The organism is Streptomyces sp. NPDC058678 (genome assembly GCF_042714835.1).
Lineage (GTDB): Bacteria > Actinomycetota > Actinomycetes > Streptomycetales > Streptomycetaceae > Streptomyces.
In genome coordinates, this window is record NZ_JBHXSG010000078.1 from 1 (window position 1) to 23,090 (window position 23,090).

The following is a 23,090-nucleotide window of genomic DNA, read 5'->3' on the forward strand; positions in this document are numbered from 1 at the left end:
CGGTGTAAGACCTCAACGGAGTTCTCCGGGCGGGCAGTCGGCGACGAAGCAGAAAACCCCACGGCGCGAGCCGTAGGAATCCCCCTCGTTCACGAAGGGGAGGAAGTCAAGACGGTTCCTCGGGTACGGAGAGTCGAGTCGTGCTCTGCGGGGGCGTCAGGGCTCGTAACAGCAGTACTTGTTCTCCCAGGGCCGCTCGCCCGGCAGAACCACCGGCCCCGCAGGCGGACAGCAGCGGGGGGGCGTGACTCATGGCGGCGCCTTCCCTGCGGCGACTGTCGAAGCGCTTCACCTACAGGCGCAAGTTAACGGATAAATTTCGTGTGAAACAAGGGGCTCTTCCGCGAGACTCTTTCTTCTACGGGTCCATTGACAGCCCGTCGGCGAGGATGGTTAGTCGAAGCGCTTCGACATCCCTGCTTCAGAGGTGAGGCGGGCAGCAGGATGAACGGCCTGTAGGTGCCGGACGCGTTGGCCGGCGCGTCGAGCTGCAGGTCGTCGAGGCAGACGTGGGCAGCGGGCATGGCCTTCGGCACGGGCACGCTGACAGCGTGCTTGGAGTGACACATCCGATGCCTATCGATGGACCCCCGGCGACTTACTGCCCCACGGGCTCGGAACGCGCCAGGCGACGTGACGTCCGCCGTACGACCACACGCCGATTACCCGCACACGCGGTGGCGCCGTCAGTCGACCGGACTACAAGCCGCGCCCGGCGGTGCCCGCCACCGATGTTCTCCCGGGACCGGAGCCCGAGAAGATCCCTGCCTGGACATCCCATGGATGTGAGAATCTAGGGATCGGCGGCACAGGGGCGCTTTCTACTCGCTTCGTTCCGACGTCGCTGCTCCAACGGTCTACTCGGCGCCCTTCCCCTCTCCTGCACTGACCCGTTGACATCCCATGTCTGGTTGTTGTGTTCGACGCCGCCGATCGTGCGTGCCCGGCCAGGATCGGCTCCCGTCGTGCCGGGTCAGCGCACTGTCCCCGGCGTGCAACACCACGAGCAGTTCACGGCGGTCGAGCGAACAGAGCAGGGCTGAACTCGTCCCGGAAGAGAGCCTGTTGCCGGCCGAGCGGCTCAGCCGTCCCGCCGTGCCAGGAGGCCGTCCGGGCAGCGGCCAGGTCCTGGTCCGACGGGCGCGGTGCGCCAGAGGACCGGCGCGGAGGTGAAGACAAGGCCGACCACTGTGATGACATGGCGCCTGTGCGCGCCGCCCGAGGCACACGCGGGTGTTCTGCCAATGGGGAGCGCCGCCTTCACGCAGCCTGAGAGGGCAGGCGCCATTCTGGTTCGCGCTCATGCTTCCTCACGGACGGCCGCCCGCAGGCGGAAGAGGCCGCCGGGTCCGGGATCACCGCACTTCACCGGTTACACGAGAAGTTCAATTCCCGCGCCCCGAGGCAGGCCAATACTCTCGCCGTGATCGATGCGAACAACCCGCGTTCGCGGACGGCTTGGACGCGGATGACGGACGGCCCCACACAAGCCGCGGGACAGCCGGAGCGTCAGAGGATTCGGCAGGGCCAGGCAATGACCGTTCGCGCGGGACCTGACAACGCTGGACGTGGATCGCACCGTGTTCGCCGACCTCGTGACGGGCATCCCCGAAGGCACGGTCAGGGTCGCGTGGAATCAGGAGTGACGGGCCTGAAGGACGTCGCGGAGTACCGCGGTTGGGGAGCCGACGTGGTACTGGTCGGGAAGGCACTGGTCCGCTCGGGGGACCCACGCAGTGCCGTGCGCGAGTCCATCGGGGCTGCCGGGGCGTGATGGCGTAACAGAGTCCGGTAGATCACCTCGTTTGAGATCCACCTGGAGTCGTCCTCGGGGAAATCGACCCACTGCCGGACGTGGTGCCGGGCTCCCCGAGGCGGCGGGGCCCGCTGACACGCAGTCCGTCGCCGCCCTGCCGGGAGCGGCGACGGCCCGCCGGGCTCGCATCTCAACGCGGTTCAGGCTCGGTGAGGGTCTGCGCGCACCAGATCGTCTTGCCGTTGGTGGTGTGTCGGGTACCCCACCCCTGGGTGAGCTGGGCGACGAGCAGCAGGCCCCGGCCGCCCTCGTCGAAGGCACGCGCCCGGCGTAGGTGGGGTGCGGTGTTGCTGGCGTCGGAGACCTCGCAGATCAGGGAGGTGTCGCGAATCAGCCGCAGCCTGATCGGGGGCTCGCCGTATCTGATGGCGTTGGTGACCAGCTCGCTGACAACCAGTTCGGTGACGAATGACGCCTCTTCCAGGCCCCAGGCCTCCAGCTGGTCGAGGGTGAACTTCCTGGCGTGCGCCACCTGCGTGGGGTCGGGTACGACGTCCCAGTCGGCGACATGCTGGGGATCCAGCGCGTGAGTGCGAGCGAGCAGTAGCGCGGCGTCGTCGGTGAGGCGTTCGGGAAGCATGGCGTCCAGCACCGTGTCGCAGAGGCCCTCCAGTGAGGTGGCCGAATGGTTCAGGACGCGCAGCAGTTCGGTGACCCCCTGGTCGATGTCGCGCTCGCGGCCTGCCACCAGTCCGTCGGTGTACAGGGCGAGCAGGCTGCCCTCCGGCAGCTCGAGTTCGGTGGCTTCGAATGGCAGCCCACCGATGCCGAGCGGTGGTCCCGGCTGTGCGGGTGCCGGGGTCCTGGTGCCGTCCGGGGAGATGATCAGCGGCAGCGGATGACCCGCGCTGGCCAGTGTGAAGCGGCGGGAGACCGGATCGTAGACGGTGTACAGGCAGGTGGCCCCGAACTCGCCGGTCGGCTGGAAGTAGTCGGCGGGCTGGAGGTCGGTGGCGAGGTGGATGACCAGGTCGTCCAGGTGGGTCAGCAACTCGTCCGGCGGCAGGTCCACGTCGGCGAGCGTGCGGACCGCCGTGCGCAGTCGGCCCATGCTGGCCGAGGCGTGCAGGCCGTGACCGACCACATCGCCGACGACCAGGGCGACCCGGGCACCGGAGAGCGGAATGACGTCGAACCAGTCACCACCCACTTCCGCGCCGGTCCCGGCCGGCAGGTAGCGGGATGCCACCTCGAGCGCCTCCTGGCTCGGCAGCTGCTGCAGCAGCAGACTGCGCTGCAGGGTCAGCGCAGTCGTGCGCTCACGCGAGTACCGGCGGGCGTTGTCGATGGCGACGGCTGCCTTGGCGGTCAGCTCTTCGGCGAGGATCAGGTCGTCGGCGGTGAAGGCCTCGGGCCGGTCGCTGCGGGAGAACGCGACGACGCCGAGCAGCGCGCCGCGGGCCCGAAGCGGCACGGTGATCCGGCCGGTCAGCCCATCAGCGGCGATGGACTCGTCGATCAACGGGTTGCCCGGCGGCCAGTGGGCCGGGTCGGCGGCGAGCCCGGGCCCGAAGGCCCATTCGCCGCCGTGGCCGGGTTCGGCCGCGAGCTGAACCGTGGACCTGCCGGTGGCCATGCAGCGCATGGCGACCGAACCGGGGGCGTGACTGACCGGCATCGGATGCCCAAAAGCCCGGTCGGTGGCGTACTGCGCGCCGTGCTGGGCGGCGCGGCTGAGCGTGATGGCTCCGCCGGAGGCGGAGGCGGGGGAACGAGGCGGTTCCTCTCCGCGCAGCACCTCGTCGAAGAGGTCTACGGTGACGAGGTCGACGAATCCCGGCACGGGGGTCCTGGCCAGTTCCTGGGCGGTGCCGAGCACGTCGAGTGTCCGGCCGATGCCGCCGCTGGCCTCGTTGAGGATGAGCAGGCGCTGCCGGGCCCAGTACTCGGCGCTCATGTCGAATCCCCAGTTGGCGACCGCGCGGACCCTGCCCTCGGCATCCCGGACGGGCCATATGCTGGTGGCCCAGGCGTTGGCGTAGTTACTGCCGAGGGGGCGGAAGACGGTGATGAGACGCGCGGGCTTGCCCGTCCTCGCCACCTCGGCGAGCTGGTCGGTGTAGGGCTTGTCGTCCCTTTCGGGAAACAGCTCGCGGTCGAATTCGGGAAACAACTCGCGGTACTTCTTACCGAGCACTTGCTCCTCGGAGTGCGCGATCACCCGGCCCGAGGAGGCGTTGATCCACAGAAACCGCAGCTCAGGGTCGTAGACGCCCAGAGCGAAGGGGCACTGTTCGAAGGCCAGGTCGGCGATCACCGGGCGGCGTTCCCAGCGGTGGACGGTCACCGCATGGCCCAGCGCCCGGCCCTGGGCGCCGAACAGCGGGTGAGCCGACACCAGAGCGTCCACCGTGGAACCGTCCCGGTGGCGCAGGGGGATCAGCCCCGTGTGGTCGGGGCCGCTGCCGTAGCTCTCGGGGAAGCCGGGTGGTGGGGGAGCGGCCAGCAGGTCGGTCACGGGGCGCCCGACGGTGTCCTCCGCCGTCCAGCCCAGCAGCAGCCGCCCGCTCTCGCTCCAGCCGCTCACCAGGCCGTCCGGGCCCACTACGAGCGCGGCAGTGCGGGCATCCTGCTTGCCGGCCATGTCCACGCGCTACGCCTCCGTCCGGACAGCTGAGCCCGTCAGGGCTGGGTTCCAGCCGCAGCTTCCAGCCTAGGTCCGCTTCTGCTCCGCGGCGCCCCGGCCGCTGCGTCCCTGACCGCAGCTGCAGGGCTGAGCGGGGCCGCGCCTGCGCGCCCGGCTCGACGACAGGCGCAGCACGGCCGACGGAGTGGCTCCTGCCACACGCGGCAGGGGTGAGCAGGGGACGACGGGTCAGCGTTCCCAGCACCGTCCCAGCACGGGAAAGGATCAGGGGCCCGACTCCGAAGAGTCGGGCCCCTGGGGGTGGGAATGCGGCATTTTCGACCGTCGGGTCGAGCCGCACCACATCAGGAGTCGGATGTTCCGTAGCCGGATCCGTGGTGCTCCCGGGCGGTTGGCGCCGTCACCAGACTGCCGGCAGACCGGCGACGAACGAGGTGAGCCGGTCGGCGATGAGCCGGTCGTCGCGGGCCGAGTAGTGCCAGTCGCAGCCGAGGAAGTCCAGGCCCGAGTCGTCGAGGAACCAGTAGCGGACCCGGCTGTCGCCGGCGTCGTTGCGCGTCTTGACCACCTCCTGGACATGGCCGGCGTACTGGTGCGCGCCCACCGCCACGATGGTCGTGTCGGCCCCGTAGCGCGTGCGCAGCTTCTGGATGAAGTCGCCGTAGGCGCTGCGGTAGGCGGCCGCGAAGTTGTCCGGCGTCCATGGCTCACCGGGTTTGAGGGTGGTCGAGAAGTCGTTGGTGCCGAGGTTGACCACCACGACCTGGGGGCGCCAGGTGCCCGGGTTCTGCCAGACGTCGCCCGACACGTTCAGCAGGGCACGATCGTAGAAGGTGCGGTACGTGACGTCCGACCTGCCTCCGTCGTAGTTGCGCAGCATGCCAAGGCCCGAGTAGCCGTTGATCTGGTAGTCGGCGTTCAGTTGCCGGGCGGTGAGGGCGCCGTAGCTCACGTCGGAGTTGGTGTTCCGCTTGACCTGGTCCCAGGTGCAGGTGCGTGAGGTCGAGAGGTTGCCGTAGCCCACCGTGAGGGAGTCGCCGATGAACTCGATCTGGCGGTTGCGGGCGGCCGGTTTGCTGAGTACGGCCCCGCCGGGCGCGGCGACGAAGCCTCCGAAGGCGCTGGTGTCGCCCGGGGTGTCGTTGCGCTTGACGAGCCGGACGGTGTGCGTGCTGTCCGACAGGCCGTTGATCCAGTGCGTGGTGTCGCCGGGTGTGACGAGTGTGGCGGCGGTGGTTCCGTCGACCTGGACGTCGAATCGGCGGCCGAGTCGTTGAGCACGATACCTACGCCGGTGCCACTGACGCGGCCCTCGAAGTACACGCCGGGCCAGCTGTACTGCACGGTGTTTCCGGCGTCCTTGACCCGCCCCGCGGTGTGCGCCTGTGCGAGCACTCCCGTCGCGCGGACCAGCTGCCACTGCTGGTTGGCCCCGCCCCAGTCGGCGAACTGCACGGCCTTGGCACCGTCCGTGGTGGAGGCGTTCTGGATCTCGACGGCCTTGCCGCTGTTGCGGTTGATCAGCCGGACGTAACCGTCCGACGAGTCGGCCAGCCTGAACTGCTGGTTGGTGCCATTGCCGTCGTTCCACTGCACGATGTCCGCGTGGTCGGCGGAGGAGTGGTTCAAGACGTCCAGCACCTTGCCGGAGTGCTGCGCCTTCAGCCGGTAGTAGCCGCCGCCCGAGTCCACGAACTGGAATCTCTGGTTGGCCCCGTCATGGCGGGTCCACTGCGAAACGCCTGCCCCGTCGGCGGTGCTCGCGCCCGACACGTCGAGCGCCTTGCCGCTGCCACGGTTGACCAGCACGTACCACGCGTTCGAGTCCACAGTGGCCGCGTGCGCCGTCCCGACAGCGCCCAGGCCGGTCAGGAGCGTTGCCATCAGGGCGATCACCGCGGTGAGAACCGCCGTACGCCTCCCGCGTCCCCACCATGACGCACTGAATGACACACGCATGCCATCTCTCTGCATTCATGTCCCTTTCACTGTGTGCGGCCGCCCGCCTCCCGGGACACGCGCCCCGAGGAAGGGCCCGGTCGTGTCGAGGTTCGGACCGTTGGCCGACGTTGCTGGTGTGGTCCTCTGCGAGAGGGTGCGTCTTCAGCGGTCGCGGCCGACCCCGCGTCCGTCCCGAGGTCTTCGGATGCCCACCGGGAGTCGCTGTCCCGTGTGCCCGAGGTGGCGATGGCGGCGCGGCCGGGGCACGCTCAGCATCCCGGACGCGCCGGACCGCTCCGCCGTCGCACTTGGTGCACGGACGTGCGCCGCCTCGTCAGCGGGTTCCGTCGGCTACAGCGCGGTGAAGGTCCACAGCAGGTTGGTGCTGCTGCCGTAGGTCCACTGCTTGGTGGTGGAGCCCGAGTCGACGTTACCGCCGCCGTCGAGGACCAGGCCGGTGGTGCGGTTGGCGATCGAGTAGCGGTCGCCGCCCCGGTGGGTGATGGTCCACTGCTGGTTGGTGCCGCCGTTCCAGGCGGCCTGCCGGGCGGCGGAGCCGTCGGCGGTGGCGCCCCAGCCGTCGGCGACCATGCCGTTGGTGCGGTTGACCAGCCGGTAGTAGCCGCCTCCGACCTGCTCCGCCTGCCACTGGAGGTTGTTGTTGCCGTTCCAGCTCCACTGCTTGAGCTCGGAGCCGGAGGCGACGTTGCCGCCGCTGTCCAGGGCGAGGCCGTTGGTGGCGTTGGTGATCCGGAAGTACGTCGCCGGGTTGAACTGGACCTTCAGTGAGGTGATCTGGTCGTTGTTGCCGGTGACCCTGAGGTCGGGGTTCTCGGCGGTGAAGGTCCAGGAGGTGCCGGTGAAGTTGTCTCCGGAATAGCCGATCACCCGGTAGCCGAGGGCCGGCCGGAGGGAGGAGAGGGTGCGCGGGCCCGGTCCGGCCGCGGTCAGGTCGGCCGCGGTGTAGTCACCGACGGTGAGGACGGCGGCCTTGCCCGTGTAGTTGACGTCCGTGAAGGCGATGGCGCCGGCCAGCGGCCGCAGACCGGGGATCGTGCCGGAGAAGTCGAGCCTCAGGACGTAGGCGTTGGCGTTGTACGGCGCGGAGGACGGCAGGGTGATCGTGAGGCCGGAGGCGTTCTGGGTCGGCGTGGGCAGGTCGATGTAGGTGTCGGCGGTGCTACCGAGGAGCTTCACCGAGGTCAGTGACGAGAGGTTGATCCGGTCCGGGCTGAGGGTCTTGATCGTGAGCGAGCTGCCGGGCCAGCCGAGGACGGTGGCGTACAGGACGCTGTTGGCCTTGTTGCGGGTGAAGCGGATGTCCTGCGCGGTGCCGGCGTGCGGGGTGGTGAACGAGCCGCCGCCCATCTTCGTCGGGCCTTCGCCGTACGCGGTCCAGGCGCGGGTCGCGTACACCGACTCGCCGAAGCGCTTCAGGTGGTCGCCGATGGCGAGCAGGATGTCCTTCTGTGCCTGGGGGATGGTGCCGTCGGCCATCGGCGCGATGTTGAGCAGCACGTTGCCGTTCTTGCTGACCCGGTCGATGAACGAGTGCAGCATCTGCTGGGTGGTGTAGTAGCCGATGCCCTCGGTGTAGCACCAACTGCTGCTGGAGATGCTGTCGTCGGTCAGCCAGTACGGGGTGGTGAGATCGGCCGGGCCGCCGCGTTCGTAGTCGAAGACCTCGCCCTTGCCGTTCATGCCGTCCTTGTACGTGGCGACGACCTCGCGGCCCCAGCTGCCGGCTTGGTTGTAGTAGTACGCCAGGAAGTTCAGGCGCTGTTGCTCGTCGACGGCGTCCAGATTGAAGTCCTGCCACAGGATGTCGGGCTGAGCGCGGTCGATGACCTCCTTGAGCTTGTCGAACCAGAGTTGGTTCTCCGCGGCCGGACCCAGTTGCCCGTAGAACTTCTTGAGGGTGCTGTTCGTCTGCGCGGGGACGAATTCGTAGAAGCCGGTGAAGTTGTACGCGTGGTGCATGGCCACCAGCAGCTTCAGGCCCTTGGCGCGGATGGCCGTGGAGAACAGTCGCAGCAGGTCAAGACGAGGGCCCTTGTTCACCGAGTTCCACTCGTTGACCTGGCTGTCCCACATGGAGAAGCCGTCATGGTGCTCGGCGACCGGGCCGGCGAACCTGGCGCCGGCGTCGACGAACAGCTGCACCCACTCCTCGGGGTCGAACTTCCCGCCGGCCGACTTCAGCTTCGGGGCGAACCCTACGGTGTTGCCCGCCAGGTCCCGCGCTCCGTCGATGAAGTTGTGGTACGGCCACGCTGACGGCTGGCCGTAGGTCGCGATGTGATGCCGGTTCGCGTTGCTGCCGGCCTGATACATGCTGCGTGGGTACCACTCGTTGTCGAAGGCGGGGACGCTGAAGGCCCCCCAGTGGAAGTAGATCCCGAACTTCGCGTCCTGGAACCACTCCGGAGCCGGCGGGTGCTGGTCGACCGAGTTCCAGTCGGGCGTGTACGTGCGGGGCGCCGCCTCGGCGACACCGGCACCGAGCACACCTCCGGCAACGGCCGCCGTGGCCACGCAGGTTGCGGAGGCCAGCAACTGGCGTCTGTTGATCGAGTTCGGCATGGACACATCCCTGATGCGGAAGGGGACAAGGGGAACGCAGGGGCCACGCATGAAGGTCGGCCATGTCGCCATGGGATGTCAACCAGCGTGCAGGGATGAAAAACAGCCTGTGGCCGAGATGTTTGCTCCACTGGGAGCACTTTTAGCCCGTATTACGCGCACTCAGACATGCCATGTCTGGCAGGCGCTTCATGGTCAGGTCCCACCCTTGAGCCGCATCGCGGTGGACGCCAACCAGAGACCGGGACGTCCAGCCCGCGATCGACTGGATGCGCGCCCTGGCGCCGTACGACCCGTACTGGATCGAGAAGCCCACCTGCCCCGACGACTACTCGGCCACGCCGCCGTCCGTAAGGGCGTCAGCCCCATCAAGGTCGCCACTGGCGAGCACATCGCCAACCAGGTCGTCTTCAAGCAGCTCCTCCAGGCCGGCGCGGTGGACACCGTGCAGATCAGATCGACTCCGCGCGGGTCGGCGGCGTCAACGAGAACATCGCCATCCTGCTGCTCGCCGCGAAGTTCGGGGTGGCGGTCCGCCCTCATGCGGAGTGAGCCGGCTGTGCGAGATGGTCCAGCACCTGTCGATGTCCGGCTACGTCGCCGTGTCCGCCACGACCGAGGACCGCGTCATCGAGTACGTCGACCCCCTGCACGAGCACTTCGTCGACCCGGTCCACATCGCCGACGGCCACTACCTCGCACCGACTCTGCCCGGGCTGAGCGCGCAGATGCACCCTGAGCCCCTCAAGGAGTACGCCCTACCCCGACGGCCCCGTCCGGACCTCGCCTGTCTGACGTGCCTGACCGCTGGCCGCCGCCGTCTTCGCGGAGGTCTGCGCGGCGCGCGGGACCCCTCTGCCCGCTGCCGCGATCGTCTTCCCGCACACGCGTCCCAGTATCATCAACGTCACCCTCGGCATGCGGACTGCGGAGCAGGTCGGACGGAACGTGGAAATCCATGATCAGCAAGTCCCGGGCGGTCTCTGGGACGATCTCCGCACAGGGGATGATCAGGTCGGACGTGCTCACGGGGCACAGTGGGGGAGGGATGAGCGGTGTCTCTGACGGACAAGGCCATCGAGCAGATTCGTGAGCTGATCCGGACCGGTGCCCTGGCGCCGGGCTCCAAGCTCCCCCCGGAGCCGGACCTGGCCGCACAGCTGGGCCTGTCCCGCAACCTCGCACGGGAAGCGGTCAAGGCGCTGGCCGTCGCGCGGGTCCTGGAGGTCCGGCGGGGCGACGGCACGTATGTGACCAGCCTCCAGCCGAGCCTGCTGCTGGAAGGGCTCGGCGGCGCGGTGGAACTGCTGCAGGGCGACTCGGCCGCCCTGCTGGACCTCATGGAGGCACGGCGGCTTCTCGAACCCGCCGCGACGGCCCTTGCCGCCACTCGGATCTCCGACGCCCAACTGGCCGAAGTCAAGCGGCACTTGGAAGCCATGCGTGACGCCCGCGACGACGTCGAGCGGCTCAACGCCCACGATGCCGCCTTCCACCGCGCCGTCGTCTCCGCCACGGGCAACGAGACCCTCCTCACCCTCCTGGAAGGCATCTCCGGCCGCACCCTGCGCGCCCGCATCTGGCGGGGGCTGGTCGACGACAAGGCCGCGGCCCGCACTCTCGCCGAGCACGAGGCGATCTTCAACGCGCTGACCACCCGTGACGCCGTCCTCAGCCAGGCCGCGGCACTGCTGCATGTGACCAACACCGAGAACTGGCTGAGGGAACACCTGCGCTCCGGCGAGCCCCTCCCTGTCGGGACGACAGCGCGGAAGTGACGGGCGGGCGCTGCCCGGCTGGGTCCCGCTGCCGCGGAGGGGGCCTGGCGCGCCTGAACCTCTTCAACTACCGCGGCGTCGTCACCGGTTGCGCAGTGAGCGGACTCCTCGGCTCCACCGGCCGGTTGCGTCTCGCCTGCGCGGCACAGGCCGCACTCGCTGTTCTTCTCCTGGCCGCCGCCCGCCATTTCCCAGAGCCTGGGACCCCGCCTCGTCGGATGGGCCGTCATGAATGACCCGGTTGACCGCCCCGTGATCGAGGCCGACGGGGAGGCGCCACAATGGTGCGCCGCATGTCGCCACCGACCAAGAACATGGGATGTATTACTCGCGGTGACGGTTGACGGGGACGCACTCGATGCTTAGCGTCCTGCCGCAGATCGAACAGATTTCAACAGTCGAACCGCCTGTCGCTGGAAGCCCCTGAGCGATTGGCCGGCGCACTGCTCGACGGGGTCCGCGAGATCCTGGCCCGGCTCCTGCCGAGACGGCGACGACGCAGCAACCCCCGCGTGGTCAAACGCAAGATGTCCAACTGCAAACTCCGCGGCCTGCCGTGCCTGGCACACGGCTCAGGGCGGTGCCACGCCTCCCGAGCGCGCTGCGCAGCACGCAGCGGTCAGGACCGGGCAACCCAGCGTTCGGTCCTCCTCGGATCTGCCCGCTAGTTGCCGCTGCTCCCGAAAAGGTTGCCGCCCGGTCCAAGACTTTTTCGGACCTCGCTGCCGGCCGTGCGACCTCGGGCGCGCGCAGACCGAAACGCCCCTTGCCCAGCGGGCAAGGGGCGCGTTTCGGTGGGCTTGAACCGGATACCGGTGTCAGCAGGGGGAGTTGGTCTGCGTGAGCAGGCCCATCCGGTAGGGCATCTTGATGTAGCCGTCGTCGCCGTTGGCCTTGGGGTCGACGCCCTGGTAGACGAATTGGAGTCGGCAGGGGTTGATGGTCAGTGTCTGGTCGTTGCTCGCGCGGATCATCTCTCCGTGGCTGATGTCCTGGCTCCAGACGCCGCCGGGGAAGGTGACGTTGGATTGGCCCGCGAACGGGTCGTCGTAAAGGCCGGAGGTCGGCGTCCAGGGCCCGGTGAGGCTGGTGGAGGTGAAGGACCGGAAGTAGCGCCGCCAGCCGGGGTTAGCCGCCTCCTGGATCAGCAGGTACTGGTCGCTGCCGGCCACCTTGTAGACGTTGGTCGCCTCGAACAGGTTCTCCTTGGTGTCGGACAGGATCAGCTGGGTGTTGCCGAAGCCGTTGGGGAAGTTGCCCAACGACGTCTGGGCGCGGTAGATGTGGCCGTTGTCGTCACTGAAGAACAGGTGGCAGTCGGCGCTGTCGCAGATGACCCAGAAGTCGATCCACGTGCCGTCGCCCTTGTTCTGCTTGACGATGTCCGGCTCCTCGGACATGAACGTGCGCGGCGCCGACCACGACCGCGGGTCGGCCGGGTTGGTGCTGGTCGAGTAGGTGGGCCAGGGGGTCTGGTAGATCAGGTACCACAGGTTCTGCGGCGCGAAGTACAACACCTGCGGCGCGGCGCGGTAGCCCTTCCCGATCGCCGTGGTGTCCAGGTAGGTGTGCGGCGCCGACGCGGCCTGCGACCAGTCGTCGAACGCGTAGTGCACCAGATTCCACCCGTCAGGGGTGGCCGTGGTGGCGTAGACCTGCCACTGGTTGTTGTACCGGATGACCGAGAAGTCCTTCACCGCCCAGGCTTCGGGGTGCTGGGCGTCGGGCTTCGGGCCGGCCAGCGGACCGCTGGAGGACCACTGGAACCTCGACGGCAGCGAGCCCGTGGTGCCGACGCGGACGAGCTGCCACTGCTGGTTCACGCCGCCCAGGTCCGAGTACTGGACGATGCCGGTCCCGTCGGCGGAGGAGAAGCCCGGTACCTCGACGGCCTTCCCGCTGTTGCGGTTGATCAACCGGACGTATCCGTCCGGTGAGTCCGCCAACCGGAACTGCTGGTTCACGCCACCGTGGTCGCTCCACTGGTTGATGGCGGCGTTGTCGGCCGTCGACCAGCCGGAGACGTCCAGCAGCTTGCCGGAGTGCCTCGCCTTCAACTGGTAGTAGCCGCCACCGGAGTCCACGAACTGGAACTGCTGGTTGGTCCCGTCATGCCGGGCCCACTGCGTGATCGCGGCGCCGTCCGCGGAGCTCGCGCCCGCCACGTCCAGTGCCTTGCCGCTGTTGCGGTTGACCATGACGTACCAGGCGTTCGTGTCCACAGTGGCCGCTTGCGCCGCCGACGCTCCGATCGCGACCAGTAAACCGGCCATCAGGGCGGTGACCGTGCCGATCACCGTTGTTCGACTGCCCATGTTCACCATCTTTCTCATTCGTCGGCCCGAGTGGGCTCAGCGCTGGACGCGCCCGAAATCTGGCACCGCTTGGTTGCGGTGGTCAGGATGACTCCACGGTGGAGTGCCGGAGGCATCAGTGGAGTTGCCCACGCGGTGAACAGCTCGTCTACACGTCGGCGGACCGCACCCCATCGCGTTCACCGTGGGTCAGGCGGGTCAGCGCTGCAGGGTGAGCAGGCCCGGCCGGTACGGCAGGTTCAGGTAGGGGGTGTTCTGCGGTGTGTTGGTGGGGAGGCCCTGGTAGAGGAACTGCAGGTTGCAGGGGTCGATGGTCATGGTCTGGTCGGGGTTGTTGCGGACCAGGTCACCGTGGCTGACGCCCTGGGCCCAGGTGGAACCGCTGTTGGCCTGGCCCGCGAAAGGGCTGCTCTCGCTGCCGGCCTGGACGGTCCAGGGACCGTTCAGGCTGGAGGCGGTGAACGAGCGGAAGTAGCGGTTCGTACCCTGCGCCTCAACGATCATGAGGTACTGGTTCTGGCCCTGGACCTTGTAGACCTCCGGTGCCTCGAACAGAAGGTCCTTTGCGTCGCTCATGATCGTCGTGTACGAGGAGCCGAAGCTGCTGGGGAAGTTCCCGAGCGGCATGCTCGCCCGGTAGATCTTGCCGTTGTCAGCGGCGAAGAACAGGTACATGTTCTGGTCGTCGGCGATCAGGGTCGGGTCGATCGGGGCGTCCTTCTGGTTCGGCTCGGGGCCCTCGGGGAGGCTGCCGGTGAACAGCGGCTGCCGGGCGGACCAGCCGTTGGGGTTGGTGGGGTCGCTGGACGTGCGGTAGTAGAGCGGCCACAGACCCCACTGGTCCACCATCACCCAGACGTTCTTGGTCGAGAGGTAGAACAGTTCGGGCGCCACCGCGGACTCGTTCATCGCGGTCTGGGTGGCCGCCCCCATGTCCGACCAGTTCGTGAAGGGGCTGAACGCCGTCGAGCCCCACTTCGTTCCGTTGGAGGTGGTCGCGTAGACCAGGTGCTTGCCGTTGTACGTGGTGGTGGTGAAGTCCTTCAGCGCGACCTGCCCGTTCGCCGGCTGCGCCAGCGGACCCGTCGAGGTCCACCGGTAGGTCGACGGCAGGGCACACGCGTTGCCCGTCCCGGACAAGCCGGTCCACTTCTGGTTGGTGCCGCCGTGGCACGACCAGATCTGCACCGCCGTGCCGTTGGCCGTACCCCAGCCCGAGGCCTCCAGGCACAGCCCGGACCGCACGCCGACGATCGTGCCGTCGGCGTTCACCCGCCACTGCTGGTTCTCACTGCCGTTGCACGTCCAGATCTGCACCGGGGTCCCGGACGTGGTGGCGCCGCCCCGGACATCCAGGCACTTGTTGCCGTACACGGTCAGCTGGTTGCTGTCCGTCAACGTCCACTGCTGGTTGACTCCACCGTGGCAGTCCCAGATGTGCACGTTCGCGCCGTCGGTCTGGCTGAAGCCCGCCACATCGAGACAGCGGCCGGAAGCAACACCGCGCACGTCGCTGGTGGTGGCCGCCTGAGCCGGGCCGGCGACGAGCAGCGCCGCCAACGCGGCCAGGGCCGCAACCGCGGCGGCGAGCACCGCGGACGGGCGTCTGAGACTGAAACTACGTCTGTGCATAAGGACCTCGTAATCCTTGGGCAAGCGGCCTCCGGTCTTCCCCGTCAGAGGCTGTCCGGATGCCGGTGTGGTACGACCCCGACTGTTCGATATACCGAACAAGGGTCGTAGTACCGATCAAAAGAATGCTAGACATCCCATCAATGACGTCAATACTTCTCACAGAATCCGCGGGCAGAAACGTTCGCGGGCTGAAACCAGGCGGCTTCAAGTCCCGTGGTTGTACGAGTCTTTGGCGTGAGGGGCAGGTAGCGGTGCGGGCGCGGGCTTGGTGATCATTACGGACCCCGACCAGGTCGCTCACCTGAGCCTCTGGTTCGGCTTGGTGCCCGACCCGCGCTCGCGGCGGGGCCGGTGGCACTCACTGACGCCGGTCCGGTCGACGTGTGTCTGCGGCGGTCGTCTGCAGTGCGGGGAGCGTCGAGAACTCGCCGAGCGGGGTGCGAGGTCCTCGGGTGGGCCGTTCACGGGCCCTCGCTGTGGGCCGTCACCTGCTCGGGTGGCGGCGTACACCGTCGTCGGCGGCGATCGGGCGTGTTCCGGGGGTTGTTGACGGCGACGCCCCGGACCGGGCGGTGGCTGCCTACGTGTACAAGCTCGCCGGCAGCAACCAGTACCTTCTGCTCCAGGAGGCCATCAGCAACACGTCGGGCCGACGCTACTTCCGGTCCTTCACGTCCATCAGCCTCACCGGTAACTGGACCCCCCACGCCGAAGAAGAACGGCAAGCTCTTCGCCCACGTCTTCAGCTGGCCCACGGGCGGCACCCTGCAGATCCCCGCGGTCCACAACACCATCAACCGTGTCTACCTGATGAACAACCCCTCCGTCTCGCTCAACTACTGGGTCAGCGGCGGGCAGATCAACGTCAGCGTGCCGGCCACCGCGCCCAACGTCAGCGACTCCGTGACGTGGAGGTCAGCGGCATGCCGGCCGTCCTCGCCAACGGCGTCTACCGGCTGGTCAGCGTCCGCAGCGGCAAGGCCCTCGACAACGGGAACACCACCGCCGAGGGCGACTCGGTCATCCAGTGGACGCAGAACGGTGGCTCCCAGCAGCAGTGGACGGTCACCGCTCTTGACCACGGCTACTACAAGCTGGTCTGCGTCCGCAGCGGCAAGGCCCTCGACGACAACGGCAGCACGAGCGACGGCGCGGCGATGGTGCAGCGGACCGACAACGGCAGCCACCAGCAGCAGTGGGCCATCAGCGCGCTCGGCGGTGGCGCGTACCAGCTCACCAACCGGCACAGCGGCAAGGTGCTGGACAACGCCAACACCGACACCGAGGGGAGCACCATCATCCAGTGGTCCGCCAGCGGCGGCTCCCCGCAGCAGTGGAACATGACCAAGATCGGCTGAACGCACCGGGGGGGGTCCTTGGTCCGTCCCCCCGGCTCATGCCGAGCGAAGGTGTCGCGCCCGGTGACACACGCCGGCGGCGGTCAGACCGAGCGAGGGCGAGTGTCCAGCAGGGGATGCTGAGCATCGCGGGCCGACGGCCTCGACGCGGAACTCGTACGCGCCTCGCGAACCTGCGTTCTCCGTTGTATGTAGTGTGCGGAAATGACAAGAAGCGAGCGGCTCGCGGAGCAGTTGGACTGGCACTGGCGCACGAACCTGCGGCCGCGGCTGCACGGTCTTGCCGATGAGGAGTACTTCTGGGAGCCGGTGCGTGGCTGCTGGAGCGTCCGCCCGCGTGGCACGTCGGCCGCACCGATGTCGGAAGGTTCGGGGGAGTGGACGATGGACTTCGCGTCCCCTGGCCCGGTGCCGGCGCCGGTGACCACGATTGCCTGGCGGCTGGCGCACATCATCGTCTCGTGCCTGGGCTATCGGGTCGGGTGGTACTTCGGCGGCCAGGACGTCGACTCCGAGACATTCGCCTACGCGGGGACCGCTGACGAGGCGCTGAAACAGCTCGATGAGATGTACGGGAGATGGAACGCGGGGGTCCGTGCGCTCTCGGACGCTGACCTGGAGAATCCGCCCGCGGTGGGTCCCGAGCGGTTTCCCATGGAGAACAGGGTCCTGCACGTCAACAGGGAGCTGATCCATCACGGCGCCGAGATTTCCCTGCTGCGCGACCTCTACCGCTGGCAGGACGGAGCCGTACCGCGCCGAATATGACTTTCCGGTGACCGGCGATCGAGCTTCGGAAACCTACGTGGACTCCGTGACGCTCCGTGGCTGCGGGCTTCAGTGAAGCTGCGCCCTCTTGAAGTAGCTGGTCAGGGTGGTGGGGTGGCTACTTCAAGATGGCGCAGCTTCATTGACGATCCCTGCTCGACGGCCATCTGGTGGGGTGCCCCGGGCGAGGTAATGCGATGTCGGCGCAGCTGCTGATCAGTCATGATCGCGCCATGAGTAATCCATACGCGTTCCGCGCGGCCGACAACTGGGCGGACGGCTTCTACGAGCTGGCGATCGAGGTGGGGCCACGGAGCGATGCCCGGCTGCAGCGCGTCCTGACTGCGGTGTGGTCCGCAGCGGACGTCCAGGGGTGTTTCGGTGACCGGTCCCGTGAGCCCCAGGAGCAAGAGCCCGTGGAGTGCACGGTGGAGTCTCTGGCGATGTTCGGGCACCTGCAGGGGCAGGTTCGCTTGCCGACCGGCCAGCTCGTGGTCTGTGGTTGCGTGGCGATTCTGGAAGACGGAGCCGACACCATCGACTGGTTGGACTTCTACATTCCCCTCGGTGCCCTTCACCGCACCGGCATCGCCTACCACGAGAGCGGCCAGCAGTTCTACAGGTCCCGGGTTCTTGACGACTGGTTCGCGGCCGTGGGAACCGAGGCATTCCGCAGAGCCGACTTCCATGCGGGTTACATCGGCTTCGAGACCTCCGGCTGCACCGACGCCGCCACCTTGAACGGCCGGATGCCGGAGTCACGGGGCATCGGCTACCTCCTCCCGCAGGACGGAGAACTGCGCTACGGCGCTGCCAACGACTGCCCCTGGGTGACGTCAAAACTCGGTTCTGGCACAGATCTTGGGGACTGGTCGCGGAGGGTGATCCCGGGCCTTCTGAGAGGCGAGGCGGTCAGGTGGTTTTGAGCCGGAAGTGCAGGAGGTCGGTGCCGTCAGCAGGGGCTGGTTTGCCGTCCGGATCGGTGACCGCGGTCACGGTCAGGCCGGCGGTCGTGGCCAACTTTTCGAACTGGTCCCGGGTGTACCAATGCATGATCCATGGGCGCTCTTCGATGGTGCTGTCTGAGCTGTGGTGCCGTTCGTAGCGTAGAAGCGTCGTCTGTGTCTGCGCTGTCTCGTCGCGTTGCTCGGCGACGACGGATACCCGGAGCTCGGCGCCGTCGGGTGCGGCGGATGTGCGGACCCGGCCGATCTGTTCGGCGGGGGTGGGTGCGGGGGTGAACAGGGGCACCAGGGCGGTGCCGCCCTCTGCCAGGTGAGCGCGGATACCGCGTAGGGCGGCGAGGGCTGTGGCGTCGTCGGGGAGCAGGGTGAAGGTTGGCCCGGCGAGGAAGATCGCCTGGTAGCGGCGGGGCAGGTTCAAAGCCTCCATGCGCTGGTGGAACACGGTGACACGGATGTCTTGTTCGTCTGCCCGGCGTCGGAGCCGCTCCAGCATGTCGGCGGAGGAGTCGACGCCGTCGACGTCCAGGCCGCGTCGGCGCAGTTCGAGCAGGGGATCACCGTCTCCGCACCCCAGCTCCAATGCCGGCATGCCGGCTTGCTGAATGAAGGCTGCGTAGGGTTCGGGGTCCTGGGAGAAGGACTTCAGCGGTCCGTAGATCTCCGCGACGATGCCGGTGTAGAAGTCAGCTGGGTCCACGCCGGTCACCCTACGCAGCCCCGACCGTACGTTCACTCGAATAACGAGGGTGGGGCACTGCAGCAGGATCATCTTGCGGAGCAGGTCGAATCCCGCTCGTCCGTAGAGTTGCCTTTTGATCTTTTTGATGCGGTTCACGGCACCTTCGGTGCCGCCGGAGCTCCAGTGCAGGGTGAGTCCGGCCGTCACGGCGTCGAGGTCCCGGAGCAGGTGGAGTGCGAAGTTGGTCAGGCCCGGCAGCTGACTGCCGTCAACGGCGCCGATCCAGGCAGGGAGCGTGGGACCGAGGCGGTGGGCCATCATCTCGCCGAAGTCGCGGACGTGTCCTGCGGCGGCGTCCAGTTCGGGGCAGCGGGACAGGACGCCCTTGAGTGCGGCGCGGTCTTCCTCGCTCAGGGCTGTGGGGTGACGGGTGAGCCAGCCGGTCACCTGCCGCACCGTCGGCGGTGGAGGCTGCGCCTGCGGCGGGATGGCACGCAGGGTAGCGATGTAGGCGCGGACCATCTGATACGTGACGGGGGCATTCTCGGCGAGGAGCTCCCGGTGGAGGAGGGTGACGTTCGAGCAGCCTGCGGCGAATCGCCTGTCCAGGTAGGGCTTGTAGGGATCCAGCCTGGTGGGCCGGGGGCGGTTCTCGCGGAGGTTGTCCTGCCAGTGCGCGGCGCGCGCGTAGCGCAGCACGGTGTTAAGCCCCCAGCCCAGGTGACGGGCGATCGCCCGGCGGGAGTGGCCCTGCGCGAGCAACTCGTGGACCAGGGCGTGCGCAGCCTTCTTGCGCTGAGCCCGTCTGCCGATCGGCTCCCGGTCGGCAGGGTCCGAAGCGTCTGGCGGAGTGTTGGCGCTCCTCGTTTTTAGCGGTGTCGGTGCTCGTAAGCACTCGCGGTGGGCGGCGACGCAGGTCTCCACGGCCCGGCCGAGGCCCTGCCACAAGTGGAACCGGTCGGCGACCTGGAGGGCGTCGGGGGCGCCGAGCCTGGCGCCCTGGGCATAGGCGCCCGCCCGGTCCCGGCAGATGATCTCCACGCCGGGGTGGGCAGTCAGCCATGCGGCCAGCGGTCCTGATTCGCGTGTCGGTAGCACATCGACCACGCGATGGGTTTCTCCGCAGGTCAAGACGGTGGAGTAGGTCTGCCCCCGGCGGATCGCGAAGTCGTCCACTCCCAGCACCCGCGGCGTGCTGAACAGCGGGTCCGGCAGTGCCGTGACCCTGCGCAGCAAGGTCATCCGCCCCGCGCTGATGCCAAGTTGGCCCGCCAGGCGGGCGCCGGCCCGTCCGGCGAGTGCGAGGCCGACACGTTCCAGAGCGTGGTTGAGCCGCGTGGTGAAGCGCGCGTACGGAGTGGTCAGCCGAGCGAACGGCTCGGCAAAGTTACGGCGTGGGCAGCTGCCTGCACCGCAGATGAAGCGCCGGACCGTCAAATGGATCACGATGCTCTGCCCGCCGAGCGGAAGATCCTTCAGCCTGCGCTGGTAGGAGTCGTGCACCCGGCCCGAGAAACGACCGCAGTCGGGACAGGCAGCCCCGGCTCCCCTGCCTCGCGCCACCACGTTGACCGCGCCGAAGGCGGCGGTCACCGTCTCGACGTCTATGTCGTCGATCCCGTCGAACACGAGAGAGTCCCAGAATGATGCGTCGGCCTGCATGACCAGTACCGTCACGGCCACAGCGGAGACTGTCACAGACTTGACGGAGCGTCACTCCAACCTGTCAGGGGGCAGGGCGTACGCGGTCTCACGCGAGCCGACCCTCGCGCCATCGAACACCTTGGTCACCCTCCGCGACCGCTCCCCAAGATCTGTGCCAGAACCCCGTCCAGACCGACATAGCCAGGACGCCATAGGTGCCGCCCGATTCGTGGTGCACGGCGCGTATCTGGGAGGCGAGGCGGCCGTCGGCAGCCTGGCGGGCAGCCCGATCCTCGGCGGTCCGGCGCCAGTAGTAGTAGCTGGAACGGCGATGCCTAGGGTGGGGCACAGCCGCTTCACGCCGTAGCGGCGCTGGTGGTCGGCGACGAACTGGAAGCGGGTCACCAGCCTGTCTCCCCGGCGAAATACGTGGCCGCCTTGCGCAGAATCTCGCGTTCTTGTTGATCCCAGATCGGCGGCAACCTGCCGGATCGTCGCCTCGGGCCCGCGACTGGTACAGCGCGACCGCGTCCGCCTTGAACTGCGGCGGATAGTTCTTCATGACCACGAGACGTCCGTTCTCAGATCCTCAGTGTTCGGTGTCTCGTGTGTCCAAGATCAGGGGTCAAGGCCCGTGGGGTCTGCCGGGTTACGCCCTCGCGTTGATTCGCAGTCCATCGCAGCGTCCCGCGCCCCGGTCGCGTCCACCAGCTCCAGGACCGCTGCCAGGTCGAGGATGTCGACCAGACGTCCAGACCGATGGGCAACCGGGCGGCAGATCAGATCAGGCACGGGCGAGCTCCGGCAGCGTCCACGTCACGCACCATGCCTTCCACAGCGTTCGGCCACCGTCCGGGTGCTTTGACCTGAGCACCGACCCAGGCGAGCGAAGCGATCTTCCCGTGTGACACTGCTCGCCGATCTTTTCCAAGAGACGGTCGTTGAGTGGTGGTGGAGTTGTCGGTGCAGGACGGGCCCGGAGTGGAGACTTCTCCGCCAACTCCGGGCGGTGTCGCCGTTGATCGACAACCGGTGTCTGAACTCAGGTTCTGGTTCTACTTTCGTGCAGGATGCGGTCGGAGTGTCCCCGCACAGAGGCGCGCCCGAGCTCCCGAGTCGACAGCTGAAGCAGGCCAATCATCGGGGGTCGGCGCCTGAGTGGCCGTCGGGCTGCCTGGGGCTTTGCACGTTACAGTCCGGCCGCTTGGGCCAGTGATGCCCGCTCGCCCTCGCCCAGATGAAGGCCGGCCAGCAGTGCGTCGTCGGCCAGCAGACGTCGCACCCATGCCGCGTCGGCAACGAATACCGCTCGGCAGAGGGCCCGTTCAGGGTGGTGGATCTCGGGGCCGCTGACCGCCAGGTCCCACGCGTTGTCGGGGTCGGTCGGTGCGGACAAGGCGGCGGCTAGGAGCACGAGCCCGAACAACTCGTTCCGACGTGGGGTCGATGGATCGGCACTCAGTCTCAGCAGGTACGGGACGACCGCTGGCATCGTGGCGCTCATGGACATCGGCCCTGACATCACAAGCCAGTCCAGTGCTCGTTCGGCCATCTCAGCCGCGTCGGGATCGAGCAGCCCGCGCAGGATGACCGGGACATCAACCGGGCAGCCAGGAATGGACGACCACTCTACGTCCTCGCACCCTTCCAGCGCCGGATGCGGAGAAGCCTCTCTCAGGTGTGGGTAGGCCGCCGTCAGGGATGCTGTCGCGGTCACCGCTGCGGCCTCGTGATCCACTTTGCACACAGCGTGCCTCCCACCCGCCCACTGGCGCCGTGCCAGCGAACATTGACCACATCGACGCCACGAGTCTATGCACTCCCACCTTCAGAACCCTGCGGTCTGACAGATCTGCTGGACGGCCGGTGAACGCAGAAGTCAGGCAACCCTGTGAGGCATGACCCCGAGAACGAGGCCGTCCAAACCTGCCGGAAGCGGCCCGAAAGTGGCCAGGCGAAAAGGCTGGACTGAATAGAGCTCTCCGTGTTCGTCGATTCCGAGAAGAGCCTGGCCGTGGCCGAGCTCACCAACAGGGAAGACCATGGCCCCTCTGGCCTCGTTCCAGGCTGCGAAGCGGTCCTCTACTGCCTGCCGCTTCCGTATAGCCGCGATCTTGCGGTCGATGCGCGCAAGCTACTTCTTCACGTCCAGGTGCACCATGTGTCCGGGCCAGCGGGCGATGATCTTCCCCGGCTTCCGGTTGTTCTCACCGCCTGGGTCGATGAAGCGGTGTTCGCCGAGGCCGAGCCGGGTCAGGTGTCGGCTGACAGTTCGCCGGTCGATCACAAAACCGATACTCACAAGTTCGTCGGTGATCCGTTGCGCGGACCACTTGTGCTCGCGGCGCCAGGACTCGATCTGCTCGATGACCCATGCTGGAGTCGCGTTCGGACTCCGGTGCGGACTCGACGGCCGGTCTTGCAATCCCGCATCACCGTGTAGCCGCCAGCGATTTACCCACTTGCTGGCGCATGCGCGAGAGATGCCCATCTCAGCGGCGACGTGGGCGATGGGACGTGTCTGGCACCGCTTCACGAGCCGCCTACGGCCCTCGACGCTCAGGGGCGCATTCGCGTGGGCACTCGTCGTCCTCTCGAAGTCAGACGACGGCAGGCGCGACACCTATCGTGCGCGCCTGCCGCATTGCGGCCTTTCAGTCCTGCGGTGCGACGCGGATACGGTTCCCGTCAGGATCGGCTGCGAGGAAGGTCAGCCCGAACCCCGCATCATGAGGCTCGCGCAGGATCGTGACCCCGTTGGACTTCCACTGCTTAAAGGTCGCGTTGAGCTCGTCGGGTCCACCGTCGATGGCCAGGCAAACCTCACTGGTGCGCGGGACGTCCGGTGACAGATGCTCGAACTGGCCAGACCACAGACCGAGGTCAGCGCCTGGCCCGAGGTCGAAGGTGATGTATCCCGAAGTCTCGAACGAGGGGCTCATGCCGAGGAGGTCGCCGTAGAAACGAGCTGCGGCGGGAGCGTCGTTCACGTAGACGATGGACACGACGGATGTGGTCATG

At 67.8% G+C, this 23,090-nt stretch carries 14 protein-coding genes and 4 pseudogenes; 7 read left to right on the top strand and 11 right to left on the bottom strand.

Features of this window, described 5'->3' with window-relative positions; all coding sequences use genetic code 11:
• Window positions 1-1,642: 1,642 nt before the first annotated feature.
• Window positions 1,643-1,774: a hypothetical protein gene (locus ACFWWR_RS41610; RefSeq protein ID WP_384309241.1), complete on the top strand. Its 132-nt coding sequence runs from the start codon at window positions 1,643-1,645 to the stop codon at window positions 1,772-1,774.
• Window positions 1,775-1,946: 172 nt separating this feature from the next.
• Here the strand turns inward: ACFWWR_RS41610 and ACFWWR_RS41615 are convergent, their stop codons facing one another.
• The 3 genes and pseudogenes from ACFWWR_RS41615 to ACFWWR_RS41625 all read right to left on the bottom strand — a co-directional run bounded on the left by ACFWWR_RS41615 (window position 1,947) and on the right by ACFWWR_RS41625 (window position 8,927).
• Window positions 1,947-4,400 (bottom strand): SpoIIE family protein phosphatase, encoded by a 2,454-nt coding sequence (locus tag ACFWWR_RS41615; protein ID WP_384309244.1) that lies wholly within the window; start codon window positions 4,398-4,400, stop codon window positions 1,947-1,949.
• A gap of 403 nt (window positions 4,401-4,803) precedes the next feature.
• Window positions 4,804-6,287 (bottom strand): annotated as a pseudogene (locus tag ACFWWR_RS41620) (RICIN domain-containing protein).
• A gap of 408 nt (window positions 6,288-6,695) precedes the next feature.
• Entirely contained in the window at window positions 6,696-8,927 is a 2,232-nt protein-coding gene (locus ACFWWR_RS41625) for an alpha-L-fucosidase (protein ID WP_383874658.1), read from the bottom strand.
• Window positions 8,928-9,045: 118 nt separating this feature from the next.
• On the opposite strand from ACFWWR_RS41625, the gene ACFWWR_RS41630 reads away from it, so the two are divergent.
• The gene (locus ACFWWR_RS41630; protein ID WP_384309287.1) at window positions 9,046-9,666 is read left to right on the top strand and encodes an enolase C-terminal domain-like protein; all 621 of its coding nucleotides are present in this window, start codon (window positions 9,046-9,048) and stop codon (window positions 9,664-9,666) included.
• A 316-nt stretch (window positions 9,667-9,982) separates the two neighbouring features.
• Complete coding sequence (locus ACFWWR_RS41635; RefSeq protein WP_384309247.1) at window positions 9,983-10,705, top strand: FadR/GntR family transcriptional regulator; 723 nt, start codon at window positions 9,983-9,985, stop codon at window positions 10,703-10,705.
• Window positions 10,706-11,523: 818 nt separating this feature from the next.
• Here ACFWWR_RS41635 and ACFWWR_RS41640 read toward each other — a convergent pair.
• Both ACFWWR_RS41640 and ACFWWR_RS41645 read right to left on the bottom strand, forming a co-directional pair.
• Window positions 11,524-13,020 (bottom strand): non-reducing end alpha-L-arabinofuranosidase family hydrolase, encoded by a 1,497-nt coding sequence (locus ACFWWR_RS41640; protein WP_384309249.1) that lies wholly within the window; start codon window positions 13,018-13,020, stop codon window positions 11,524-11,526.
• A 198-nt stretch (window positions 13,021-13,218) separates the two neighbouring features.
• On the bottom strand, window positions 13,219-14,652 hold the full coding sequence (locus ACFWWR_RS41645) for a non-reducing end alpha-L-arabinofuranosidase family hydrolase (RefSeq protein ID WP_384309251.1): 1,434 nt from the start codon (window positions 14,650-14,652) through the stop codon (window positions 13,219-13,221).
• 587 nt (window positions 14,653-15,239) lie between these two features.
• Between ACFWWR_RS41645 and ACFWWR_RS41650 the strand changes: the two are divergent.
• The 4 genes and pseudogenes from ACFWWR_RS41650 to ACFWWR_RS41665 form a co-directional block, all read left to right on the top strand.
• Window positions 15,240-15,323, top strand: a pseudogene (locus tag ACFWWR_RS41650) (hypothetical protein); the annotation flags it as partial.
• Between the two features lie 255 nt (window positions 15,324-15,578).
• Complete coding sequence (locus ACFWWR_RS41655; protein ID WP_383874667.1) at window positions 15,579-16,013, top strand: RICIN domain-containing protein; 435 nt, start codon at window positions 15,579-15,581, stop codon at window positions 16,011-16,013.
• Window positions 16,014-16,217: 204 nt separating this feature from the next.
• Entirely contained in the window at window positions 16,218-16,781 is a 564-nt protein-coding gene (locus ACFWWR_RS41660) for a DinB family protein (protein ID WP_383874651.1), read from the top strand.
• 197 nt (window positions 16,782-16,978) lie between these two features.
• The gene (locus tag ACFWWR_RS41665) at window positions 16,979-17,707 is read left to right on the top strand and encodes a hypothetical protein (protein WP_384309252.1); all 729 of its coding nucleotides are present in this window, start codon (window positions 16,979-16,981) and stop codon (window positions 17,705-17,707) included.
• Here the strand turns inward: ACFWWR_RS41665 and ACFWWR_RS41670 are convergent.
• From ACFWWR_RS41670 to ACFWWR_RS41695, 6 genes and pseudogenes are all read right to left on the bottom strand, one after another.
• The gene (locus tag ACFWWR_RS41670; RefSeq protein ID WP_383874665.1) at window positions 17,694-18,443 is read right to left on the bottom strand and encodes a class I SAM-dependent methyltransferase; all 750 of its coding nucleotides are present in this window, start codon (window positions 18,441-18,443) and stop codon (window positions 17,694-17,696) included. The genes ACFWWR_RS41665 and ACFWWR_RS41670 overlap by 14 nt on opposite strands.
• Window positions 18,444-18,515: 72 nt before the next feature.
• Window positions 18,516-20,087 (bottom strand): annotated as a pseudogene (locus ACFWWR_RS41675) (ISL3 family transposase); the annotation flags it as partial.
• Window positions 20,088-21,258: 1,171 nt separating this feature from the next.
• A complete protein-coding gene (locus ACFWWR_RS41680; protein WP_384309254.1) occupies window positions 21,259-21,807 on the bottom strand; it encodes a hypothetical protein in 549 nt (182 codons plus the stop codon).
• A 141-nt stretch (window positions 21,808-21,948) separates the two neighbouring features.
• Window positions 21,949-22,113, bottom strand: coding sequence for an SUKH-3 domain-containing protein (locus tag ACFWWR_RS41685; RefSeq protein ID WP_384309257.1), 165 nt, complete (start codon window positions 22,111-22,113; stop codon window positions 21,949-21,951).
• Window positions 22,114-22,206: 93 nt separating this feature from the next.
• Window positions 22,207-22,683 (bottom strand): annotated as a pseudogene (locus tag ACFWWR_RS41690) (helix-turn-helix domain-containing protein); the annotation flags it as partial.
• 40 nt (window positions 22,684-22,723) lie between these two features.
• A complete protein-coding gene (locus ACFWWR_RS41695; protein WP_383874644.1) occupies window positions 22,724-23,089 on the bottom strand; it encodes a VOC family protein in 366 nt (121 codons plus the stop codon).
• Window position 23,090 lies beyond the last annotated feature (1 nt).